The sequence below is a fragment of the Microbacterium sp. LWO12-1.2 genome, assembly GCF_040675875.1.
Taxonomy (GTDB): Bacteria; Actinomycetota; Actinomycetes; order Actinomycetales; family Microbacteriaceae; genus Microbacterium.
On sequence record NZ_JBEGII010000001.1, the window covers coordinates 3,060,516 to 3,078,060 of the forward strand.

Annotated in this window: 20 protein-coding genes; 11 read left to right on the top strand and 9 right to left on the bottom strand. The window is 68.9% G+C overall.

Going from position 1 to position 17,545, the window contains the following annotated elements:
* The first annotated feature begins 80 nt into the window (after positions 1 to 80).
* Positions 81 to 593 carry a low molecular weight protein-tyrosine-phosphatase gene (locus MRBLWO12_RS14645; RefSeq protein ID WP_363556712.1) on the top strand — a complete coding sequence of 171 codons (513 nt, stop codon included), beginning with the start codon at positions 81 to 83 and terminating at the stop codon, positions 591 to 593.
* Entirely contained in the window at positions 590 to 1,999 is a 1,410-nt protein-coding gene (gene purB / locus MRBLWO12_RS14650) for an adenylosuccinate lyase (RefSeq protein ID WP_414685517.1), read from the top strand. Before MRBLWO12_RS14645 ends, purB begins: the two co-directional genes overlap by 4 nt.
* A gap of 214 nt (positions 2,000 to 2,213) precedes the next feature.
* Here the strand turns inward: purB and MRBLWO12_RS14655 are convergent, their stop codons facing one another.
* Both MRBLWO12_RS14655 and MRBLWO12_RS14660 read right to left on the bottom strand, forming a co-directional pair.
* Complete coding sequence (locus MRBLWO12_RS14655; protein ID WP_363556714.1) at positions 2,214 to 2,576, bottom strand: hypothetical protein; 363 nt, start codon at positions 2,574 to 2,576, stop codon at positions 2,214 to 2,216.
* Complete coding sequence (locus MRBLWO12_RS14660) at positions 2,573 to 3,247, bottom strand: acyl-CoA synthetase (protein WP_363556716.1); 675 nt, start codon at positions 3,245 to 3,247, stop codon at positions 2,573 to 2,575. The genes MRBLWO12_RS14655 and MRBLWO12_RS14660 overlap by 4 nt, the downstream gene beginning before the upstream one ends.
* A gap of 328 nt (positions 3,248 to 3,575) precedes the next feature.
* On the opposite strand from MRBLWO12_RS14660, the gene MRBLWO12_RS14665 reads away from it, so the two are divergent.
* Positions 3,576 to 4,487, top strand: coding sequence for a hypothetical protein (locus MRBLWO12_RS14665; protein ID WP_363556718.1), 912 nt, complete (start codon positions 3,576 to 3,578; stop codon positions 4,485 to 4,487).
* Between the two features lie 12 nt (positions 4,488 to 4,499).
* Here MRBLWO12_RS14665 and MRBLWO12_RS14670 read toward each other — a convergent pair whose 3' ends face one another.
* Complete coding sequence (locus tag MRBLWO12_RS14670) at positions 4,500 to 5,336, bottom strand: sulfurtransferase (RefSeq protein WP_363556720.1); 837 nt, start codon at positions 5,334 to 5,336, stop codon at positions 4,500 to 4,502.
* 116 nt (positions 5,337 to 5,452) lie between these two features.
* Between MRBLWO12_RS14670 and MRBLWO12_RS14675 the strand changes: the two genes are divergently transcribed.
* From MRBLWO12_RS14675 to MRBLWO12_RS14690, 4 genes are all read left to right on the top strand, one after another.
* The gene (locus tag MRBLWO12_RS14675) at positions 5,453 to 6,343 is read left to right on the top strand and encodes a DMT family transporter (protein WP_363556722.1); all 891 of its coding nucleotides are present in this window, start codon (positions 5,453 to 5,455) and stop codon (positions 6,341 to 6,343) included.
* Between the two features lie 56 nt (positions 6,344 to 6,399).
* Positions 6,400 to 7,059: a GTP cyclohydrolase II gene (locus MRBLWO12_RS14680; protein ID WP_363556724.1), complete on the top strand. Its 660-nt coding sequence runs from the start codon at positions 6,400 to 6,402 to the stop codon at positions 7,057 to 7,059.
* A complete protein-coding gene (locus tag MRBLWO12_RS14685; RefSeq protein WP_363556726.1) occupies positions 7,056 to 7,550 on the top strand; it encodes a MarR family winged helix-turn-helix transcriptional regulator in 495 nt (164 codons plus the stop codon). Before MRBLWO12_RS14680 ends, MRBLWO12_RS14685 begins: the two co-directional genes overlap by 4 nt.
* A gap of 104 nt (positions 7,551 to 7,654) precedes the next feature.
* On the top strand, positions 7,655 to 8,032 hold the full coding sequence (locus MRBLWO12_RS14690) for a helix-turn-helix domain-containing protein (RefSeq protein ID WP_363556728.1): 378 nt from the start codon (positions 7,655 to 7,657) through the stop codon (positions 8,030 to 8,032).
* Positions 8,033 to 8,183: 151 nt separating this feature from the next.
* Here the strand turns inward: MRBLWO12_RS14690 and MRBLWO12_RS14695 are convergent, their stop codons facing one another.
* Both MRBLWO12_RS14695 and MRBLWO12_RS14700 read right to left on the bottom strand, forming a co-directional pair.
* Positions 8,184 to 8,777 (bottom strand): ClpP family protease, encoded by a 594-nt coding sequence (locus tag MRBLWO12_RS14695; protein WP_363556730.1) that lies wholly within the window; start codon positions 8,775 to 8,777, stop codon positions 8,184 to 8,186.
* Positions 8,774 to 9,388: a ClpP family protease gene (locus MRBLWO12_RS14700; RefSeq protein WP_363556732.1), complete on the bottom strand. Its 615-nt coding sequence runs from the start codon at positions 9,386 to 9,388 to the stop codon at positions 8,774 to 8,776. The genes MRBLWO12_RS14695 and MRBLWO12_RS14700 overlap by 4 nt, the downstream gene beginning before the upstream one ends.
* Positions 9,389 to 9,711: 323 nt before the next feature.
* Between MRBLWO12_RS14700 and MRBLWO12_RS14705 the strand changes: the two genes are divergently transcribed.
* A complete protein-coding gene (locus MRBLWO12_RS14705; protein ID WP_247628300.1) occupies positions 9,712 to 10,176 on the top strand; it encodes an acyl-CoA thioesterase in 465 nt (154 codons plus the stop codon).
* Positions 10,177 to 10,206: 30 nt separating this feature from the next.
* On the opposite strand, the gene MRBLWO12_RS14710 is transcribed toward MRBLWO12_RS14705, so the two are convergent.
* Positions 10,207 to 10,761, bottom strand: a complete 555-nt coding sequence (locus MRBLWO12_RS14710; protein WP_363556734.1) for a hypothetical protein — start codon at positions 10,759 to 10,761, stop codon at positions 10,207 to 10,209.
* Between the two features lie 48 nt (positions 10,762 to 10,809).
* Positions 10,810 to 12,027: a trans-sulfuration enzyme family protein gene (locus MRBLWO12_RS14715; RefSeq protein WP_363556736.1), complete on the bottom strand. Its 1,218-nt coding sequence runs from the start codon at positions 12,025 to 12,027 to the stop codon at positions 10,810 to 10,812.
* A gap of 106 nt (positions 12,028 to 12,133) precedes the next feature.
* On the opposite strand from MRBLWO12_RS14715, the gene MRBLWO12_RS14720 reads away from it, so the two are divergent.
* From MRBLWO12_RS14720 to MRBLWO12_RS14730, 3 genes are all read left to right on the top strand, one after another.
* Positions 12,134 to 12,658, top strand: a complete 525-nt coding sequence (locus tag MRBLWO12_RS14720; RefSeq protein ID WP_363556738.1) for an Lrp/AsnC family transcriptional regulator — start codon at positions 12,134 to 12,136, stop codon at positions 12,656 to 12,658.
* Positions 12,655 to 14,370: an AMP-binding protein gene (locus MRBLWO12_RS14725; protein ID WP_363556740.1), complete on the top strand. Its 1,716-nt coding sequence runs from the start codon at positions 12,655 to 12,657 to the stop codon at positions 14,368 to 14,370. Before MRBLWO12_RS14720 ends, MRBLWO12_RS14725 begins: the two co-directional genes overlap by 4 nt.
* Before the next feature lie 107 nt (positions 14,371 to 14,477).
* Positions 14,478 to 15,263, top strand: a complete 786-nt coding sequence (locus MRBLWO12_RS14730) for a hypothetical protein (RefSeq protein WP_363556742.1) — start codon at positions 14,478 to 14,480, stop codon at positions 15,261 to 15,263.
* 163 nt (positions 15,264 to 15,426) lie between these two features.
* Here MRBLWO12_RS14730 and MRBLWO12_RS14735 read toward each other — a convergent pair whose 3' ends face one another.
* On the bottom strand, positions 15,427 to 15,828 hold the full coding sequence (locus MRBLWO12_RS14735; protein WP_363556744.1) for a hypothetical protein: 402 nt from the start codon (positions 15,826 to 15,828) through the stop codon (positions 15,427 to 15,429).
* A gap of 129 nt (positions 15,829 to 15,957) precedes the next feature.
* Entirely contained in the window at positions 15,958 to 17,454 is a 1,497-nt protein-coding gene (locus MRBLWO12_RS14740; RefSeq protein WP_363556746.1) for an MATE family efflux transporter, read from the bottom strand.
* Positions 17,455 to 17,545: the final 91 nt, after the last annotated feature.

The following is a 17,545-nucleotide window of genomic DNA, read 5'->3' on the forward strand; positions in this document are numbered from 1 at the left end:
AGCCACCGATATCGCTCCGGGCCGTGCAGGAACAGTTACCAGAACTGTGCAGGATCGGTCGGTAGAGGCAGAATAGGTGAGTGACATCCCCGGATCCCTTCCGCGTGATCTTCGTCTGCACGGGGAACATCTGCCGCTCGCCCATGGCCGAGGTGGTGTTCCGCGATCTCGCCGAAAGGCAGGGACTCGGCTCGCGCATCATCTCGCGCAGCGCCGGCACCGGCGACTGGCACCTCGGTGAACGTGCCGACCACCGGACGATCGATTCACTGTCACGCCGCGGCTACGACGGCTCACAGCACCGCGCCAAGCAGTTCACTCTGGCCTCCTTCGCCGACAACGACCTGATCGTCGCGCTCGACCGCACGCACGAACGCATCCTGCGGGAATGGGCGAGCGACGAAGACCAGGAGGGCAAGGTCACGCTCCTGCTCGCCTTCGACCCCGACGCCTCCACGCACGACGTGCCCGACCCCTACTACGCCGGCACCGACATGTTCGATTCGGTGCTCGGTATGATTGAGACGGCGACGCGGGGCCTGTTCCGCCAGCTCGAGCCCGCTCTTCGTCTCCCCCGCACGCCCCGCATCTGAGGGGCCCGATCAGGAGGACTCCCCTGACTTTCCAGCCTTCGCTTCCGCCGCAGCCCCTGAGCCCCCTCGACGGTCGCTACCGCGCCGCCGTGTCCGGACTCGCCGACTTCCTCTCGGAGGCCGGACTCAACCGGGCCCGGGTCGAGGTGGAGGTGGAGTGGCTGATCGCCCTCACCGACCGGTCGCTGTTCGAGACATCGCCGCTGTCGGATGCCGACAAGGAGCGCCTTCGCGCGCTCTACCGCGACTTCGGACAGAACGAGATCGACTGGCTCGCCGAGAAGGAAGCCGTCACCCGTCATGACGTCAAGGCCATCGAGTACCTCGTGCGCGACCGCCTCTCGACGCTCGGACTCGACGCGATCTCCGAGCTCACGCACTTCGCCTGCACCAGCGAGGACATCAACTCCGTCTCGTACGCCCTCACCGTGAAGCGTGCGGTCGAGAGCGTCTGGCTGCCCGCGCTCGACGGCGTGATCGCCAAGCTGCGCGAACTCGCCGTGGAGCACGCGGACGCTGCCATGCTCTCGCGCACCCACGGACAGCCGGCGACGCCGTCGACCATGGGCAAGGAGATCGCCGTGTTCGCGTGGCGCCTCGAGCGTGTGCGCGACCAGATCGCCGCATCCGACTACCTGGCCAAGTTCTCCGGCGCGACCGGCACCTGGTCGGCGCACCTGTCGGCGGACCCCGACGCCGACTGGCCGACCATCGCCCGCGAGTACGTCGAGGGGCTGGGCCTGGGCTTCAACATCCTCACCACACAGATCGAGTCACACGACTGGCAGGTCGAGCTCTACGACCGCGTGCGTCACGCCGGCGGCATCCTGCACAACCTCGCCACCGACATCTGGACCTACATCTCGCTCGGCTACTTCGCGCAGATCCCGGTCGCCGGTGCGACGGGCTCGTCGACCATGCCGCACAAGATCAACCCGATCCGGTTCGAGAACGCCGAGGCGAACCTCGAGCTCTCCGGCGCCCTGCTCGGCTCGCTGTCGCAGACGCTCGTGACGAGCCGCCTGCAGCGCGACCTGACCGACTCGACAACGCAGCGCAACATCGGCGTCGCGTTCGGGCACTCGCTGCTCGCTCTCGACAACCTGCGCCGAGGCCTCAACGAGATCTCGCTCTCGCGCGACGTGCTGCTCGCCGACCTCGACGTGAACTGGGAGGTGCTCGCCGAGGCCATCCAGACCGTGATCCGCGCCGAGGTCGTCGCCGGACGCTCCTCGATCACCGACCCGTACGCACTGCTCAAGGAGCTCACCCGCGGACACCGCGTGGGCGCGGCCGACCTCGCGGAGTTCGTGCAGGGCCTGGAGATCGGCGACGCGGCCAAGCAGCGCCTGCTCGCCCTCACGCCGGCGACCTACACCGGTATCGCCGAGCGTCTGGCCCGCTAGACCTCACCCGCAGAACAGAAACGCACCTCGCGCCGACCGCGCAGGTGCGTTTTCTGTATGTCCAGGCCTCCGGCGCTCGCTTCGGCCGTTCATAACTCCTCAGAAGCCGTGCACGTCGAGCACCCCGCTCGAGGCATGACGCGGAGCCCGTCCGCGCCGACCGTGATTCTTGAAGAGTTGTGAACGCGAGCCGCGGCTGACCACGGCTCCGGAATCAGTCCGTGCGACCGGTCCCGGCGTCGCCGGAGGGTGCGGTACCCGCGTCACCCTCGGGCTCGGGGTCGTAGAGCACCGGCCGGTCGACGGTCTTGGTCACGTCGGCCGGATCGACGGCCAGGATCAGCATGGCCAGGATCAGCAGCGTGGCGATGAACGCCCCGCCTCCGACCACGAGTCCGAGCACGACCGGGGTCAGTCCGTCGTAGGTGCCGTTCGCGATCGCGGTGTTGACGCGCGAGGTGAAGGCACCGGTCGAGACCAGCGTCACGATCATCGCGAACACGCCACAAGCGAGCGCGATGCCCAGCAGGTGCAGCGGGCGCAGGATGTCTCGCCGGGTCGGTTTCTCGTCGCTCATCGGTCTCCTCCGAGCTCAGCCGACGTCGGAGTCGCGTGCTGTGCAGTATCAGGGGCGTCGGCATCCGAGGTGGAGTCCGCCACGGGTTCGGCGCGACGCGGGGTCAGGCCGGCGATGCCGAGGAAGACCGCGACGATCGCCGCGTATCCGCCGAACAGCCCTACGCCGAGGATGATGCCGGACAGCAGGAAGGTGCCGGCCTTGTCGATCGTGTACTCCTGGAGGAAGCCGGCGGGGATGAGCAGCAACGCACCCGCGAGCAGGATGCCGAAGGCACCGACGGTGATCGCATCGCGGGCGAGCGGGTCCGCCGTGCGGCGAGCGCGGATACCGGCGAGCAGCTCGATCCCACCGGTGAGCAGCGCCCATGTGATCACGACGAAGAAGAACAGATCATCCGTGCGCCACATCGGGATGCCGCTGACCATGCCGGCGATGAGTCCGAACGCGGCCTGGAGGATCGAGGACCAGCGGGCGCCCGCAGGCAGCACGAGCCAGGCGGCCAGGATCTGCACCAGCGCGGTCACGAACACGAAGCCGCTGAACACGGCCAGCCCGACCGGAGCCGAGTGGTCGGAAGAGAAGGTGATCATCAGCGCCGCGGCGGCTGCGATCAGCGCGCGCAACAGCTGGATGTGACGCACGGTGAACGCGCGGGCAGGGGCAGACATGACGATGCAGAGTCCTCCGGGATGTTCCCCCCAGTCTACGCGGGGGTACGGAGCGCATCCGCCGGGCGCGGAACCGAGCCGCGGAGCGCCGGGCAGCAGCTGTTCGTGAGGCCCGGCTGATCTCTCCCCAGATAGATCGCCGGGCCTCACGAAATACGCAGCAAGGGGGGCGTCACTGCGTCAGACTGATCGTTCGCAAGGTCGGGCACCCTGCCTGCGTCGAGTCAGCCCAGTGACCCCACACCTTCACCCCGTCCCTTGAGGTGCACGTGTGCGGTCGTAAGCTCACTCTAGAGATGTCGTCTTCACATACCGGAGGGGGTCTGTGATGAGTATCGGAAGTGACGCGAAGGAGTCCGGCGCCGACGCCTTCGCCGGCGCGCTCAGGGACGCCATCAACGCGAAGCGGATGACGCTGTCGAGGCTGCAGGAGAGGCTGCGCGCGCGGGGGAACCGGGTCTCACTCGCGACGCTCAGCTACTGGCGATCGGGGGCGCGGCGGCCCGAGGGGGCGCAGTCACTCGCGGCCGTGGCCGACCTCGAGGATCTGCTCGACCTCGATCAGGGTTCCCTGACGGGGTTCCTCGGCCCGACGAACCGGACAGGACCGCTCGGACCGATCCAGTTCCCGATCGACGAACAGGCCATCGAACGTGCGGTGCGCGAGGCCTATGCCGCGCTCGGCGCCCCGTACCCCGACATGTCGCGCGAGGTGACGACGCACTCGGTGACGGATGTGGGCGCCGACGGCAATGTGGCGTTCTGCATCACGCGCAGCATCGTGCAGTCCACGAGCGGAACCATCACCGCGACGCCGTTCCTCGAACTCACACCCGGCGTGAACACCCCGGCGCCCCTCATCTCGGCGGTGTCGGGCGGCAGGATCACCGAGCGGTACTCGCACCCCAACGGCGAGGTGCACGGGGTGCTGTTCGAGTTCGATACACCGGTGACGGCTCCGAACACGACCGTGGTGGAGTGGTCGATCTCGTATCCGCCCGGCTATCCGACGATGCGCGAGACGGGCCACGCGGTGGCGCGCCAGTGCCGCGAGCTGCTGGTGTGGACCCGCTTCCACCCCGACGCGCTGCCGGACTGGTGCGAGGAGCGCATCGAGACCCCGACGGGCACGACGGTCGCGGGAGTGACGCTCGACGGCGGCACCTCGGTGCATCAGGTGCGGCGGGCCTTCGGCCCCGGCGCGATCGAGCTGACGTGGGGCTACGGCCCCCGGGAGTGAGCCCCGCTACGCTCAGCCGGGCTGGTCGCCGGTCGCGACCGGGCGTCCTGGCGTGTTCGACCACTGGCTCCAGGAACCGGGGAAGACCTGGGCGTCGATGCCGACCTCGTCGAGGATGAGCACCGTGTGCGCCGCCGTGATGCCGGAGCCGCAGTAGGCCGCGACCGAAGACCCAGGGGTCACACCGACGCTCGCGAACGTCTTCAGCACCGTGGTGCGGTCGAGGATCTTGCCCTCCGGGTCGAGGTGCAATCCGGTGGGCAGGTTCACCGCGCCCGGGATGTGCCCCGCCACCGGGTCGAGCGGCTCCGTCTCCCCGCTGTACCGCTCGGGGGCGCGGACGTCGAGCAGCACACCGGATGCCGGGAACGCGGCGGCTTCGTCGATCGTCAACGCCTCGCCGCCGATCTCGTCGAGCACCACGTCGCCGACTTCGGGGGTCACGTCGTCGGTGTCGACCGGCAGTCCCGCCGCGGTCCACGCCCGGATGCCGCCCGCGAGCACGCGCACATCGACACCCCCCTGTCGGAGCAGCCACCAGGCCCGCGCCGCCGCGAGACCCTTCGCGTCGTCGTATGCCACGACGATGTCGCCCTGACGGACGCCCCAGCGACGCGCCGCCGTCTGCAGCGTCTCGGTCGACGGCAGCGGGTGACGTCCTTCCGAGGGCTCGCCGTGCGTGGCCAGCTCGGCGTGCAGGGGCACGTACACGGCTCCGGGGATGTGCCCTGCCAGGTACTCCGCGTGGCCGTCGGGGCGATCGAGCCGCCACCGTACGTCGAGCACACGCACGGATGCGCCCTCGGTCAGCAGTGCGTTCAGCTCATCGACGGTCGTGAAGTTGCTCATGCTGCGAGGCTACCCAGTCGCCACCGACATCCGGCCTGCATGACCCTTTCTGACGTCGACGCGGTGTTTTCCCGGATGTAGGCTCGATCCGGCACCGTCGAGAAAGGGCCCTCTCCATGCCCTCCACTCTGCGTTGGATGCGTCTGCGCCCCCAGGAGACCGCTCTCATCGCGATCACCGCGGTGTGGGGCAGCACCTTCCTGCTCGTGCACTGGGCGATGCAGCATTCCGGCCCCTGGTTCTTCGTCGGCATCCGGTTCCTCGTCGCCGGTCTCATCAGCGTCGTCATCTTCCGACGGGTGCTGCACGGCATCCGCTGGCGTGACATCGGAGCCGGCGTCGCGATCGGTGTGATGATCTATCTCGGCTACGGGTTGCAGACCGTCGGCCTGCAGACGATCGACAGCAGCACCTCCGCCTTCATCACCGCGATGTACGTGCCGCTGGTGCCGCTCGCACAGTGGGCGGTGTTCCGCAAGCGCCCACCGGCCATGGCCTTCATCGGCGCCGGGCTCGCATTCATCGGCCTGGTGCTCATCGCCGGGCCCGACGCCCTGCTCACCCTGACGTTGGGCGCCGGCGAGATCGCGACCATGCTCAGCACTCTGCCGATCGCCGCGGAGATCATCCTGATCAGCGTGTTCGCCGGCAGGATCGACCTCGGGCGCATCACGGTCATCCAATTGCTCACGGCCGGAATGCTGGGTCTGCTCACGATGCCGGTGACCGGGGAGAGCGTGCCGGAGTTCTCCTGGATCTGGGTCGGCTGCGCGGTGGGTCTGGGTGCGGCGAGCTGCCTCATCCAGCTGACGATGAACTGGGCGCAGAAGTCGGTCTCCCCCACGCGGGCCACCATCATCTACGCGGGAGAACCGGTCTGGGCGGGCATCATCGGCCGCATCGCCGGCGAGCGGCTGCCCGCGACGGCCCTGATCGGCGGGGCGCTCGTGGTGCTCGGCATCCTCGCCAGCGAACTGAAACTCGTGCGACGGCGCGCGCGGGAGTAGCTCGCGAATTCTCGCGCATCCGGGAATACTCCGGCGGATGCCGCGTTTCACCCGACATGATTGAAACTTCAACCGTTGCTCCGGTCGCCACGGAGCGCACCCGCGTCCGCGTGCCGCTGCGCTTCGGCGATGGATTCTCCACCACGGCCGACGTCGTGACCTTCGACGGACTGGTCGACGCCCGCGAGCACCTGCTGCTCGGACTCGGCGACTGGCGCGCCGCCCTCGATCGCGCGGCGGACGGCGGCGACGCACCCCTCGTGCGCCCCCACAGCGAGTGCCTGACCGGCGACGTCTTCGGCTCCGAGCGCTGCGACTGCGGCCCCCAGCTGCGCGAAGCCGTGGAGCGGATCGCGGCTGAGGGCGGCTTCCTGCTCTACCTCCGACAGGAGGGACGCGGCATCGGCCTGTACGCCAAGCTCGACGCGTACGCGCTGCAGGACGCGGGCCTGGACACCTACGAGGCGAACGTCGCCCTCGGGCACGGCGAGGACGAGCGCGACTACACGGTCGCCGCGCAGATGCTGCGCGCGGTCGGCACCGACGCGATCCGCCTGCTGAGCAACAACCCCGACAAGGCCGTGCAGCTCGAGGCGCTCGGCATCCAGGTCACGGAGCGGGTGCGTACCGAGGTGCACCTGTCGGAGTCGAACTCTCGCTACCTGCAGGCCAAGCGGGACCACACGGCGCACACGCTCGACCTGTCAGCAGCGTGACACTTCTGGAGGAGACCATGACCGCGGAGCCGCGGCACCCGCGTCGCCTCGACGACACCGAGATGGCGACCTGGCTCCCCGTCATCCGCTTCGTCCAGCTGTTGCCCCAGGTGCTCGACCGCACGCTCAAGGACGAGGTGGGCCTGAACCACGCCCGCTACGCGATCATGGTCACCCTCGCCGGGCAGAACGACGGCGCCGTGACCATGACCGAGCTCGCCCGCATCGCCGGGTTGAGCCGGTCGCGCCTGAGCCACGCGCTCGACTCTCTCGAGGAGCGAGGCTGGGTCAGCCGCACCTCGTGCAGCACCGACAAGCGCACGCTCTCGGCGACTCTGACACCGGAGGGCAGGGAGATGCTGCGCACGGCGGCGCCCGTGCACGTGGATCAGGTGCGCGAGCTGGTGCTCGATCCACTCAGCGCGGACGAGCGCGACCAGCTCAGCACGATCCTCGGAAAGCTGCTGCCCGGCGTGACCGCGGCGCTGTAGGCCGTGGACCGCTCCGGAGTCTGACCGTTCTGCTCTGATTCCGAGGGTTTCTGCTCTGAGCAGAAACCCTCGAAACCGCCGGATGGCGCGGATTATCGTGAGGCATGGCCGACATCGTCCCGTTTGCACGCGCACCGCGCCCCGTTCGCCCCCGCCTCAGCGATCCAGAGCCGCTGTGGCGCCACCTGCTCGGCGACCAGCTGCGCCGCCGACGACACGACCGCGATGAGACGCTCACCGAGACCGCCGAGAAGGCCGGCGTCTCACCGCAGTACCTCTCGGAGGTCGAGCGCGGACGCAAGGAGCCGTCGAGCGAGATGATCGCCGCGATCGCCGGGGCGCTCGACACCAGCCTGATCGAACTGACCAGCGCCGTGGCGGACGCGCTGCGCTCGGCCGCGGTCCCGGCATCCGCTGCGGTGTCGGTGTCGGTGTCGGTGTCGGTGTCGGTGTCGCGCGGGGCGTTCGCACTCGCGGCCTGAGCCGGGGCATCCGCTCGCTGCCTTTCGCGGGGTACTGGCGCGCGACCTGCAGGACCATCGGCGACCTGCAGCACCGATCCCCGGCGAGTCTTCCTGCACGTCGCGAACCGTCCTGCAGGTCGCGCGCGGCAGGTCGTCGAAAGGCCAGGAGTCAGTCCCTGCGCGCGCCGAGCACCGTGTCGATCAACCCGTACTCGCGCGCCGCCGAGGCCGTGAACACCCGGTCCCGGTCGGTGTCGGCACGCAGCTCGACCACCGTGCGTCCGCTGTGCCTGGCGAGGATCTCCTCCATGTCGCTGCGCACCCGTACCACCTCGTCGGCCGCGAGGATCAGGTCGGGGATCGCGCCGCGCGACTGACCGGCCGGCTGGTGCAGCACGATCCGCGCGTGGGCGAGCGCCGCCCGCTCCCCCGGCGCTCCGGCCGCGACCAGCAGTGCCGCGGGTCCGATCGCCTGTCCGACACACGTCGTCGCGACGCGCGGACGGATGTGCTGCAGGGTGTCGTAGATCGCCAGCGCGGCCCCGGGATCTCCGCCTTCGCTGTTGATGTAGAACTGGATGCCGGCCTCGGGGCTGTCGGCGTCGAGGTGCAGCAGCTGCGCGATCAGCGCGTTCGCGACCCCCGCGTCGATGCCGGTGCCCAGGTAGATGACCCGTTCGGCGAGCAGGTGCGAGTACACGTCCATGATGCGTTCCCCGCGCGGATGCTGCGCGATCACGTTCGGGATCGTGTAGCCGCTCATGCCCCGACCCCCAGTCCGACGCGGGCGCGCCTGCGCGGCATGACCTCGTCGATCGAGGAGACGATCCCGTCGATGAACCCGTAGTCCTGCGCCTGGACCGCGGTGTACCAGCGGTCGTGCAGCGAGTCCTCGAAGATGCGCTCGACAGGCTGTCCGGTGTCGGCGGCGATGAGCCCGAGCACCGTGTCGCGCATGTGGCGCAGATCATCGGCCTGGGTCTCGATCTCGCCGGCGGAGCCGCCGATGCCCGCCGACCCCTGGTGCATCAGGATGCGGGCGTGCGGCAGCGCCCGACGCTTGTCGTGCGTGCCGGCCGACAGCAGAAACTGCCCCGCGCTGCACGCGAGCCCGAGCGCGAGGGTGGCGACGTCGTTCGGGATCAGTCGCATGATGTCGCGGATCGCGAGCATCGACGGCACGGAGCCGCCGGGCGAGTGAATCCAGAGCGCGATGTCGGTGGCTGGATCCTCGGCCGACAGCGTGAGCAGCTGCGTCATGAGCAGCGTGCCGTTGTCGTCGTCGAGGGCGCCGTCGAGCACGAGCACCCGCTCGTGGAACAGCGCGCGGCGGGCCTCGGGCCCGAACTGCGGGATGGGGTTGTCTTCAGTCATGCCCTCAGCATCCGCCGCCTCGCTGGTCTGCGCGCCCGATTCTGCCCTGGGCTGCTCTGCCCGCAGCAGACGGATGCCGGCCCCTGCCCCTCCTCGCCCCCGCGACGTGCAGGACCGTTCGCCACGTGCAGGACGGATGCTCGGCGTGTCATCCTGCACGTCGCCATCGGTCCTGCAGTTCGCGCAGCGCACCCCGCACGCCGCACCCCGCACCCCGCACGCCGCACCCGCGCACCCCGCAACCCGCACCCCGCACCACCCGCGCACCTCCGCGAAAACTCGTCGTAACACCGCGGACTCACGACGCTCCTACGCTCGGGCACATGGCGAAGCAGAAGGCACCGGCGTGGTCGGAAGACGGACTCAACTTCCGCACCCGCAAGTGGGTGCGCCCCGAGGATCTCAACGCGAACGGATCGCTGTTCGGCGGCAGTCTGCTGAAGTGGATCGACGAGGAGGCGGCGATCTACGCGATCGTGCAGCTGGGCAACTACCGCGCGGTCACCAAGCACATCTCCGAGATCAACTTCGAGGCGTCTGCGGTGCAGGGCGACCTGATCGAGATCGGCCTGCAGGCCACGCACTTCGGCAACACCTCGCTCACGATGCGCGCGGTGGCGCGCAACATGATCACGCGCAAGCGCATCCTCACGATCGAGAAGATCGTCTTCGTGAGCCTCGACGAGGATGGCGTGCCCACCCCGCACGGCTACAGCGACATCACCTACAACCGTGACCGCATGCCCACCGAGCGCCTGGCGACGGGCACCATCCGCCTCCCCGGCTGACGCGGAATCGGCGCGTCGTCGAGCGGCCCGTCACAGAGGCGACGGCTCCAGCGGGTGCAGTTCGTCCCCGGATGCGCTCGTCCGGCCCGCAACGCGACCGCAGATCATGAGGAGGGCCTCGCGGAGATCCGCACCCGCGCGGTGAAGCGCGTCGCCGCCCCATGACACCCAGACGGGGAACTCACCGTCTGGCGTGCGTGAGGACGTATCCCACAGCAGGTAGTCGCCGTTCTCGCTCCACCCGAAGACTTCGAGGGAGGCGACGAGCTCCCACGAACCGTCCGGCTCGACCATCCAATCGAACTCCTCGACACGGCCGTCCTCATAGGCCTCGCGGAACCGCCGCGTCAGCACGCCGCCGCGCCCGGACAGACCATCAGCCCAGCCGGCGAGCACCGGCGGGTAGATCAACCACAGTCCGACGAGACGCGCCCAGCCCGCGTGACGAATGTATCCCCGGTACGACGGCGGGAAACCGAGTCCGTCTGAGAAGCGGAGGCCGTCGAGCTCCACGAGGTCGACATGGGAAAGCGATGGCCGCCCGGCTACGCGCAGGTCGGCGAAAGGCTGGTGGGGCACGGTCACGACCCTAGGCGAGGTCTGCAGGGAGCAACAAGACCGCCGAACCGGCACTCAGACGCGAACAGCCCCTTCCGGCATCGGGGTGCCCACGACCGCGGGCAACGTCGCGAACGCCTGCGCAAGGTCGTCGATCAGGTCGTCGACGTTCTCGAGGCCGATCGAGAGGCGCAGCACGTCAGCGGCCGGTCGCGCCTCGGGCGGCACCGGCCGGTGGGTGAGCGCCGCCGGATGCTGGATCAGCGAATCCACGCCTCCCAGCGACACGGCGTGCGTGAACAGCGTCGTCGCCGTCGTGACAGCGGATGCCGCGGCGTACCCGCCCTGCATCCGCATCGCGATCATCGCGCCGGTCCCGCGCATCTGCCGCGCGAGGATGCCGTGCGGATCGCCGTCGAGTCCCGGATAGAACACCTCGGCGACCTCGGGCCTGTCGATCAGCCACTGCACGACCCGGCGCGCGTTCTCCTGCTGCTGGCGCATCCGCACCGGCAGCGTGGTGAGGCCCCGGTGCAGCAGGTAGGCGCCGAGCGGATGCAGCAGCCCACCCGTCACCGCCCGCACCCGGCGCAACGCCTCGGCGGTCTGCTCGCTGCACGCGACCACGCCCGCGATCACGTCGCCGTGTCCTCCCAGGTACTTGGTGGCGCTGTGCAGCGACATCGCCGCACCCAGATCGATCGGGTTCTGCAGCACCGGGGTCGCGAAGGTGTTGTCGACGACCACGGGCACCGCGCCGGCCTGGCGCACGACGTCCGCGATGTCGGCGAGCTCGAGCGTGGGGTTGGCCGGCGTCTCCAGCACGACCAGTCCGGTGTCGGGGCGGATGCTGGCCGCAACCTCGTCCGGGTGGCAGTAGGTCGTCTCGACGCCGAGCAGACCAGAACCCAGGAGGTGATCGGTGCCCCCGTAGAGCGGGCGGACGGCCACCACGTGCCGCAGCCCGGTCGCACCGGTGTGCGCGAGGATCACCGCGGTCATCGCCGCCATCCCCGACGCGAACGCGACCGACGCCTCGGCGTGCTCGAGCTCGGCGAGCGCCTCCTCGAACCGGGCGACGGTCGGGTTCCACAGCCGTGCGTAGACCATGCTGCCGTCTGCCGGCGGTCGCCCACCGGTCGCCATCGCCTCGTACGAGTCGCCTCCGCGCTCGATGTCCGGCAGCGGATTGGTGGTCGACAGGTCGATCGGCAGCGCGTGGACCCCCAGACCCTCGAGGTCGGAGCGGCCGCTGTGCACGGCGACGGTGTCAGGATGCAGCGGTGCAGTCATGCCTCCACGTTGCCGGAATCCCGGTTTCAACGCAGAGAATCGACAGCATCCGCCAGAGAAATCGTGATTCTCGCTATTCTGAGCAGGATTCGGCATCCGAGGAGGGATGACATTGGCGAAAGCGCAAGGCACACCGCTCGACGAGATCGACCTCGAGCTCCTGGCCGTCCTCACCCACGACGCGGACATCACGAACAAGGCGCTCGCGCACCGCCTGAACCTCGCCGAATCGACCTGCGCGCACCGCGTGAGGTCGCTGCGCGAGCGCGGCATCATCCGCGACACCCGCATCCGTCTCGATGAGGCCGCCGTCGGCTTCCCGCTGCAGGCGATCATCAAGGTGCGCCTCGCCAACCACACCGGGCAGAAGGTCACCGCGCTGTTCGACGCGCTCGCGAGCATCCCGCGCGTGCTGCAGGTGTTCCATGTCGCCGGGGTCGACGACTTCCTCGTGCACGTCGCGGTGCAGGATGCCACGGCGCTGCGCGACATCGTGCTCGAGCACATCACGGTGCACTCTGTCGTGCGCGGCACCGAGACGCAGCTGGTGTTCGAGCTGCGCGATGGCGTCGGCCTCCTCCCCCGCTACGTGCGGGAGGATGGACTGCACGCCAGCAAGGGAGCATCATGAGCCGCAGTGCCACCGCCGCCACGCAGACCATCCGTGAGATGCGCGACTTCCTGTTCGCGAACGCGACCGACTACGACGCGGCACGCGCCGGATTCGCATGGCCGCAGGTCGACGAGTTCAACTTCGCGCTCGAGTGGTTCGACGTCGTCGCCGCTGAGAACCCCGACCGTCCTGCCGTGCAGATCGTGTCGGCCGACCTCAGCCTGCAGGCCTGGACCTACGGCGAGCTCTCCGCGCGCTCCGACCAGGTCGCCGCCTGGCTGACCGGCCTCGGCATCCGCCGTGGCGATCACGTGATCGTGATGCTCGGCAACACGATCGAACTGTGGGAGGTCATGCTCGCGATCACGAAGATCGGCGCGGTGTCGATCCCGACCTCGACCCTGCTCTCAGCATCCGATCTCGCCTACCGCATCGAGCACGGCCGCGCCCGCTCCGTCGTGACGCTGGGGTCGCTGAGCGACCGGCTGGCGGGCATCGACGACGGCATCCTGCGCGTCGGCGTCGGCGACGGCATCCCCTCCGGATGGGCACGCTTCACCGACTCGGCGAGCGCCCCGAGAGCCTTCGACCCCGATGGTCCGACCCCCGCGACCGACACCGCGCTGCTCTACTTCACCTCCGGCACGACGAGCCGCCCCAAGCTCGTGCAGCACACGCACGTCTCCTATCCGGTCGGACACCTGTCGACCATGTGGTGGCTCGGTGTGCGACCCGACGACGTGCACCTCAACATCTCCTCCCCCGGGTGGGCCAAGCACGCCTGGTCGAGCTTCTACTCCCCGTTCCTCGCCGAGGCGACCGTGTTCGTCTACAACTACGACCGCTTCGACGCGAACACGCTCATGCAGGTCATGGACACGCACCACGTCTCGACGTTCTGCGCCCCGCCGACCGTCTGGCGGATGCTGATCCAGGCCGACCTCGCCCACCTCACCCACCCGCCGCGCGAACTCGTGGGCGCGGGCGAGCCGCTCAACCCCGAGGTCATCGACCGCGTGCGTGACGCGTGGGGCGGCACGATCCGCGACGGGTTCGGCCAGACCGAGATGACCGCGTGCATCGGAAACTCCCCTGGGCAGACCGTGAAGGTCGGCTCGATGGGCCACCCACTGCCCGGCTATCCCGTGGTGCTGCTCGACCCGGTCACCGGAGCCGTCATCGACGGAGAGGGCGAGGGCGAGATCGCGCTCGACCTCACCGGCGCACCCCTCGGCCTCATGGCGGGGTACTACGACGACCCCGAGAAGACAGCGGAGTCCCGCGTCGGCGGCTACCACCACACCGGCGACATCGCCGCGCGCGACGCCGACGGCTATCTGACCTACATCGGCCGCGCCGACGACGTGTTCAAGGCATCCGACTACAAGATCTCACCGTTCGAGCTCGAGTCCGTGCTGCTCGAGCACGAGCTCGTGATCGAGGCGGCCGTCATCCCGAGCCCGGACCCCACACGCCTCTCGGTGCCGAAGGCCTACGTGTGCCTGCATCCGGATGCCACCGCCGACGACGCCGACGCCGCCCGCGCGATCTTCACGTATGCCCACGACCGCCTGTCGTCGCATCTGTGGGTGCGGATCATCGAGTTCGTGCCCGAACTGCCGAAGACCATCTCGGGCAAGATCCGTCGGGTCGAACTGCGCGCCCGCGAGGCTGCTCGAGTGGAGTCCGGCGACGACGCGGGCCAGCACCGCGACCGCGACTACCGCTGACCGCGCTCACAACTTTTCTGCCGCACGCTGCGTCACTTCCGGGTTCCCCCCGACTCATTACCCCTGTGAAGACGATATTCGTCCGAATCGAAGGGGAGTTTGATCCGATGAAGAAGAAAGACGCAGCAGTGCCGGAGGGCGGCCTGTCTCGCAGAACCGTTGTTCAGGGCGCGGCGTGGTCGTTGCCCGTGATCGCCGCCGCCGTATCCACACCGATCGCCGCGGCATCGTTGTTGTGCACCGCAGCCATCAGCACGACCACCGCGACATACACGCGCCTGAGTGCCACGTCGGCGGTGTTCACCTGGGCCAATCTGTTCGGCGACGGCAAGGACTTCACGCTGACGCTGACGGCCGTGCCCAACGGTGCCACGAACATGACCATCAACTCCACGAACAACTTCGTTCTGGATTCCGGCACGCAAGGCGGGGAGGCCCAGCCCAGCGTGCGACTGTCGCTCGACACGGCCGACCTCCGGAACATCGGCGGCGGTGAACGGGTGACGTTCAGCTTCGCGCTCGACGGCGCTCCCGCCACGGTCGACACCCTGTCGTACAAGATCAAGGACATCGACGGTTTCCAAGCGGTGGACGGCCTCGGCGGCGCGGAGCGCGTCTACGTGTCGGAGGGCACCGGCACCTACAACACCGACTGGATCCGGGGTCAGGGGACCAGCGCCAACCCGTGGCGCCCCTTCACCGGCTCGCCGAACGTCGAAGTCATCCCCACCAGCGCCGCCGGCAATGTCACCGTCACGGCTCCGGCGGTCAGCGCGTTCGATCTCACCTTCGTCGCCAACAACTCGGGGCGCGCCGTGGGCGATCGACCGAACCAGAACATCTGGGTCGGCCCGTTCAGCTTCACCGCGCTGAATCCGGCCTGCGCGGTGTGACGCACGGAGAGCCCCGCAGGACATGCTCCTGCGGGGCTCTCTCGTGTCCTCGTTCACAACTCCTCAAGAATCAGCGGACGGGGTCGTCCGGAGCCCGGGAACGCGGCCCGACCAGCGCCGAGGCCTGTGTCCTTGAGGAGTTGTGAACCGAAAGCGGGAGCTCTCAGGGCGTCGAGACGACCGGGATCGCCGACGTCACCGGAGACGACTTCGCCGACGACACGAGCGGCGACGTGACGGCCACCGGTGCAGTGACGGGTCGCCGCGACGGGCGTCCACCGTCGGCGACGTTCACGATCGCACGCACCACGCTCCCGAGCACCAGCATCGCGGCGAGCGCGGCCCCCGAAGCGATCAGCGGCAGCCACTGATTCGCGAACGATGCGGTGAAACTCAGCAGCGCGAACGGGATCCACATCCCCACAGCGCCGCCGATGAGCCCCCCGGCCCCTCGCATGATCGCGATTCCCGCAACGATCGCGCACAGTGCCGCCAGCACGGCTCCGATGACGCCGATCGGCACCAACACTGCGGCCAATTCGTTGGCCACTCTCAATGTCGTCATGATGACCCCCCGGTCTGCGGAACATCCGCATACTTCACACTATGAAAGTGTCCGGGATAAGCCATCCGTCTCAGGTGCGACACGCATCATCCTGCAGGAGGATCTTTTCCGCACACCCTGTTGACGGCGTCAGCGGCGGGCGCCGCGTTTCGGCCGGGTGAGCGCCAGACGCCGCAGGCGTGACGTGCGGATGACCGGCACGGACTGCGTGATCACGGCATCGACGACCATCGAACCGTCGGTCGGCCCCACGATCGCGATCGCCGAGGTCTCGGTCGCATCGATCGGATCCACGGGCATGCGTCCGAGCGCCCGGTGCGCGCGCACGTATGCGGGCACCAGCAGCACGATCGCCCCCACCCACGCCAGCGGATTGCTGAGCGCGACGCCGGTGAAGCCGTAGATCGCGCCGAGCACCACGGCCGCGCCCACGCGCATCACGAGCTCGATCACTCCGGTGACCGTCGGCACCAGTGTGTGGCCGAGACCCTGCAGTGCACCGCGGAGCACGAAGAGCATGCCGAGCGCCCAGTAGCCGCATCCGTTCACGATCAGCATGAGGTGTGCGAGCTCGACGACGTCATCGGACCCCTCGCCGATGAACAGACGCACCATCGGAGCCCCGAAGGCGATGAGCAGACCACCGAGCACGACGCCCGCGATGATCGCCATCCACGTCGCCTCGACCACACCTCGACGGATGCGATCGGGCCGGCGTCCACCATGGTTCTGTGCCGCATACATCGAGACCGCGAGGCCGAGCGAGGAGAGCAGTGCGACCGCGAGGCTGTCGACGCGCGATCCCGTCGTGTAGGCGGCGACCGCGTCTGCACCCTGGGTGTTCAGCGCCACCTGCACGGTGAGCGTGCCGATCGCGATGATCGACGCCTGGAAGCCCATGGGCAGTCCGAGGCGCAGGTGCTCGGCGAAGTCCGCGCGGGTGATGCGCCAGTCCGCGCGGCGCAGGTGCAGCATCGGGAGCCGGCGACGCACGAACTCCAGGCACAGCACCACCGACACGGCCTGCGCGATCACCGTGGCGAGGGCGGCACCGCCGACGCCCCACTCCAGCGGGCCGACCATGAGCACCACGAGTCCGACGTTCAGTGCGCACGACACCGTCAGGAACACCAGCGGGGTGCGCGAATCGCCGATCGCACGGATGATCGCCGAGAGGTAGTTGAAGAACATCGTCGCGCCGGCGCCGAGGAAGCTGATCTGCGTGAAGACGGTGGCCTCGGCCATGAGCTCAGGAGGCGTCTGCAGCAGGGCAAGGAGCGGCTCGGCGATCAGCGGCGCACCGACCATGAGCACGACGCTCGTGATGCCGCTGAGCACGACGCCGGTCGCGACCGAGCGGCGCACCGCATCGTCATCGCGCGCGCCGAACGCCTGCGCGATCGGGATCGCGAATCCGCTGGTCAGTCCCCAGGCGAAGCCGAGCAGGAGGAAGAGCAACGCGCCGGTCGCGCCGACCGCGGCCAGCGAATCCACACCGAGGTGGCGCCCCACGACGATGGCGTCGGCGAACTGGTACAGCTGCTGCACCACGTTGCCGAGCAGGAGTGGGATGGAGAAGGCAAGGATGACACGCCACGGGCGGCCCGTGGTGAGGGAGGTGGCCATGAGGAGGAGCTCGCAGGACTGGAGTGCGGATCGGGGGAAGGCACCAAGCCTATCGAATCGATTCGGTCCCTGTCATCCATTGGTTTCCAGG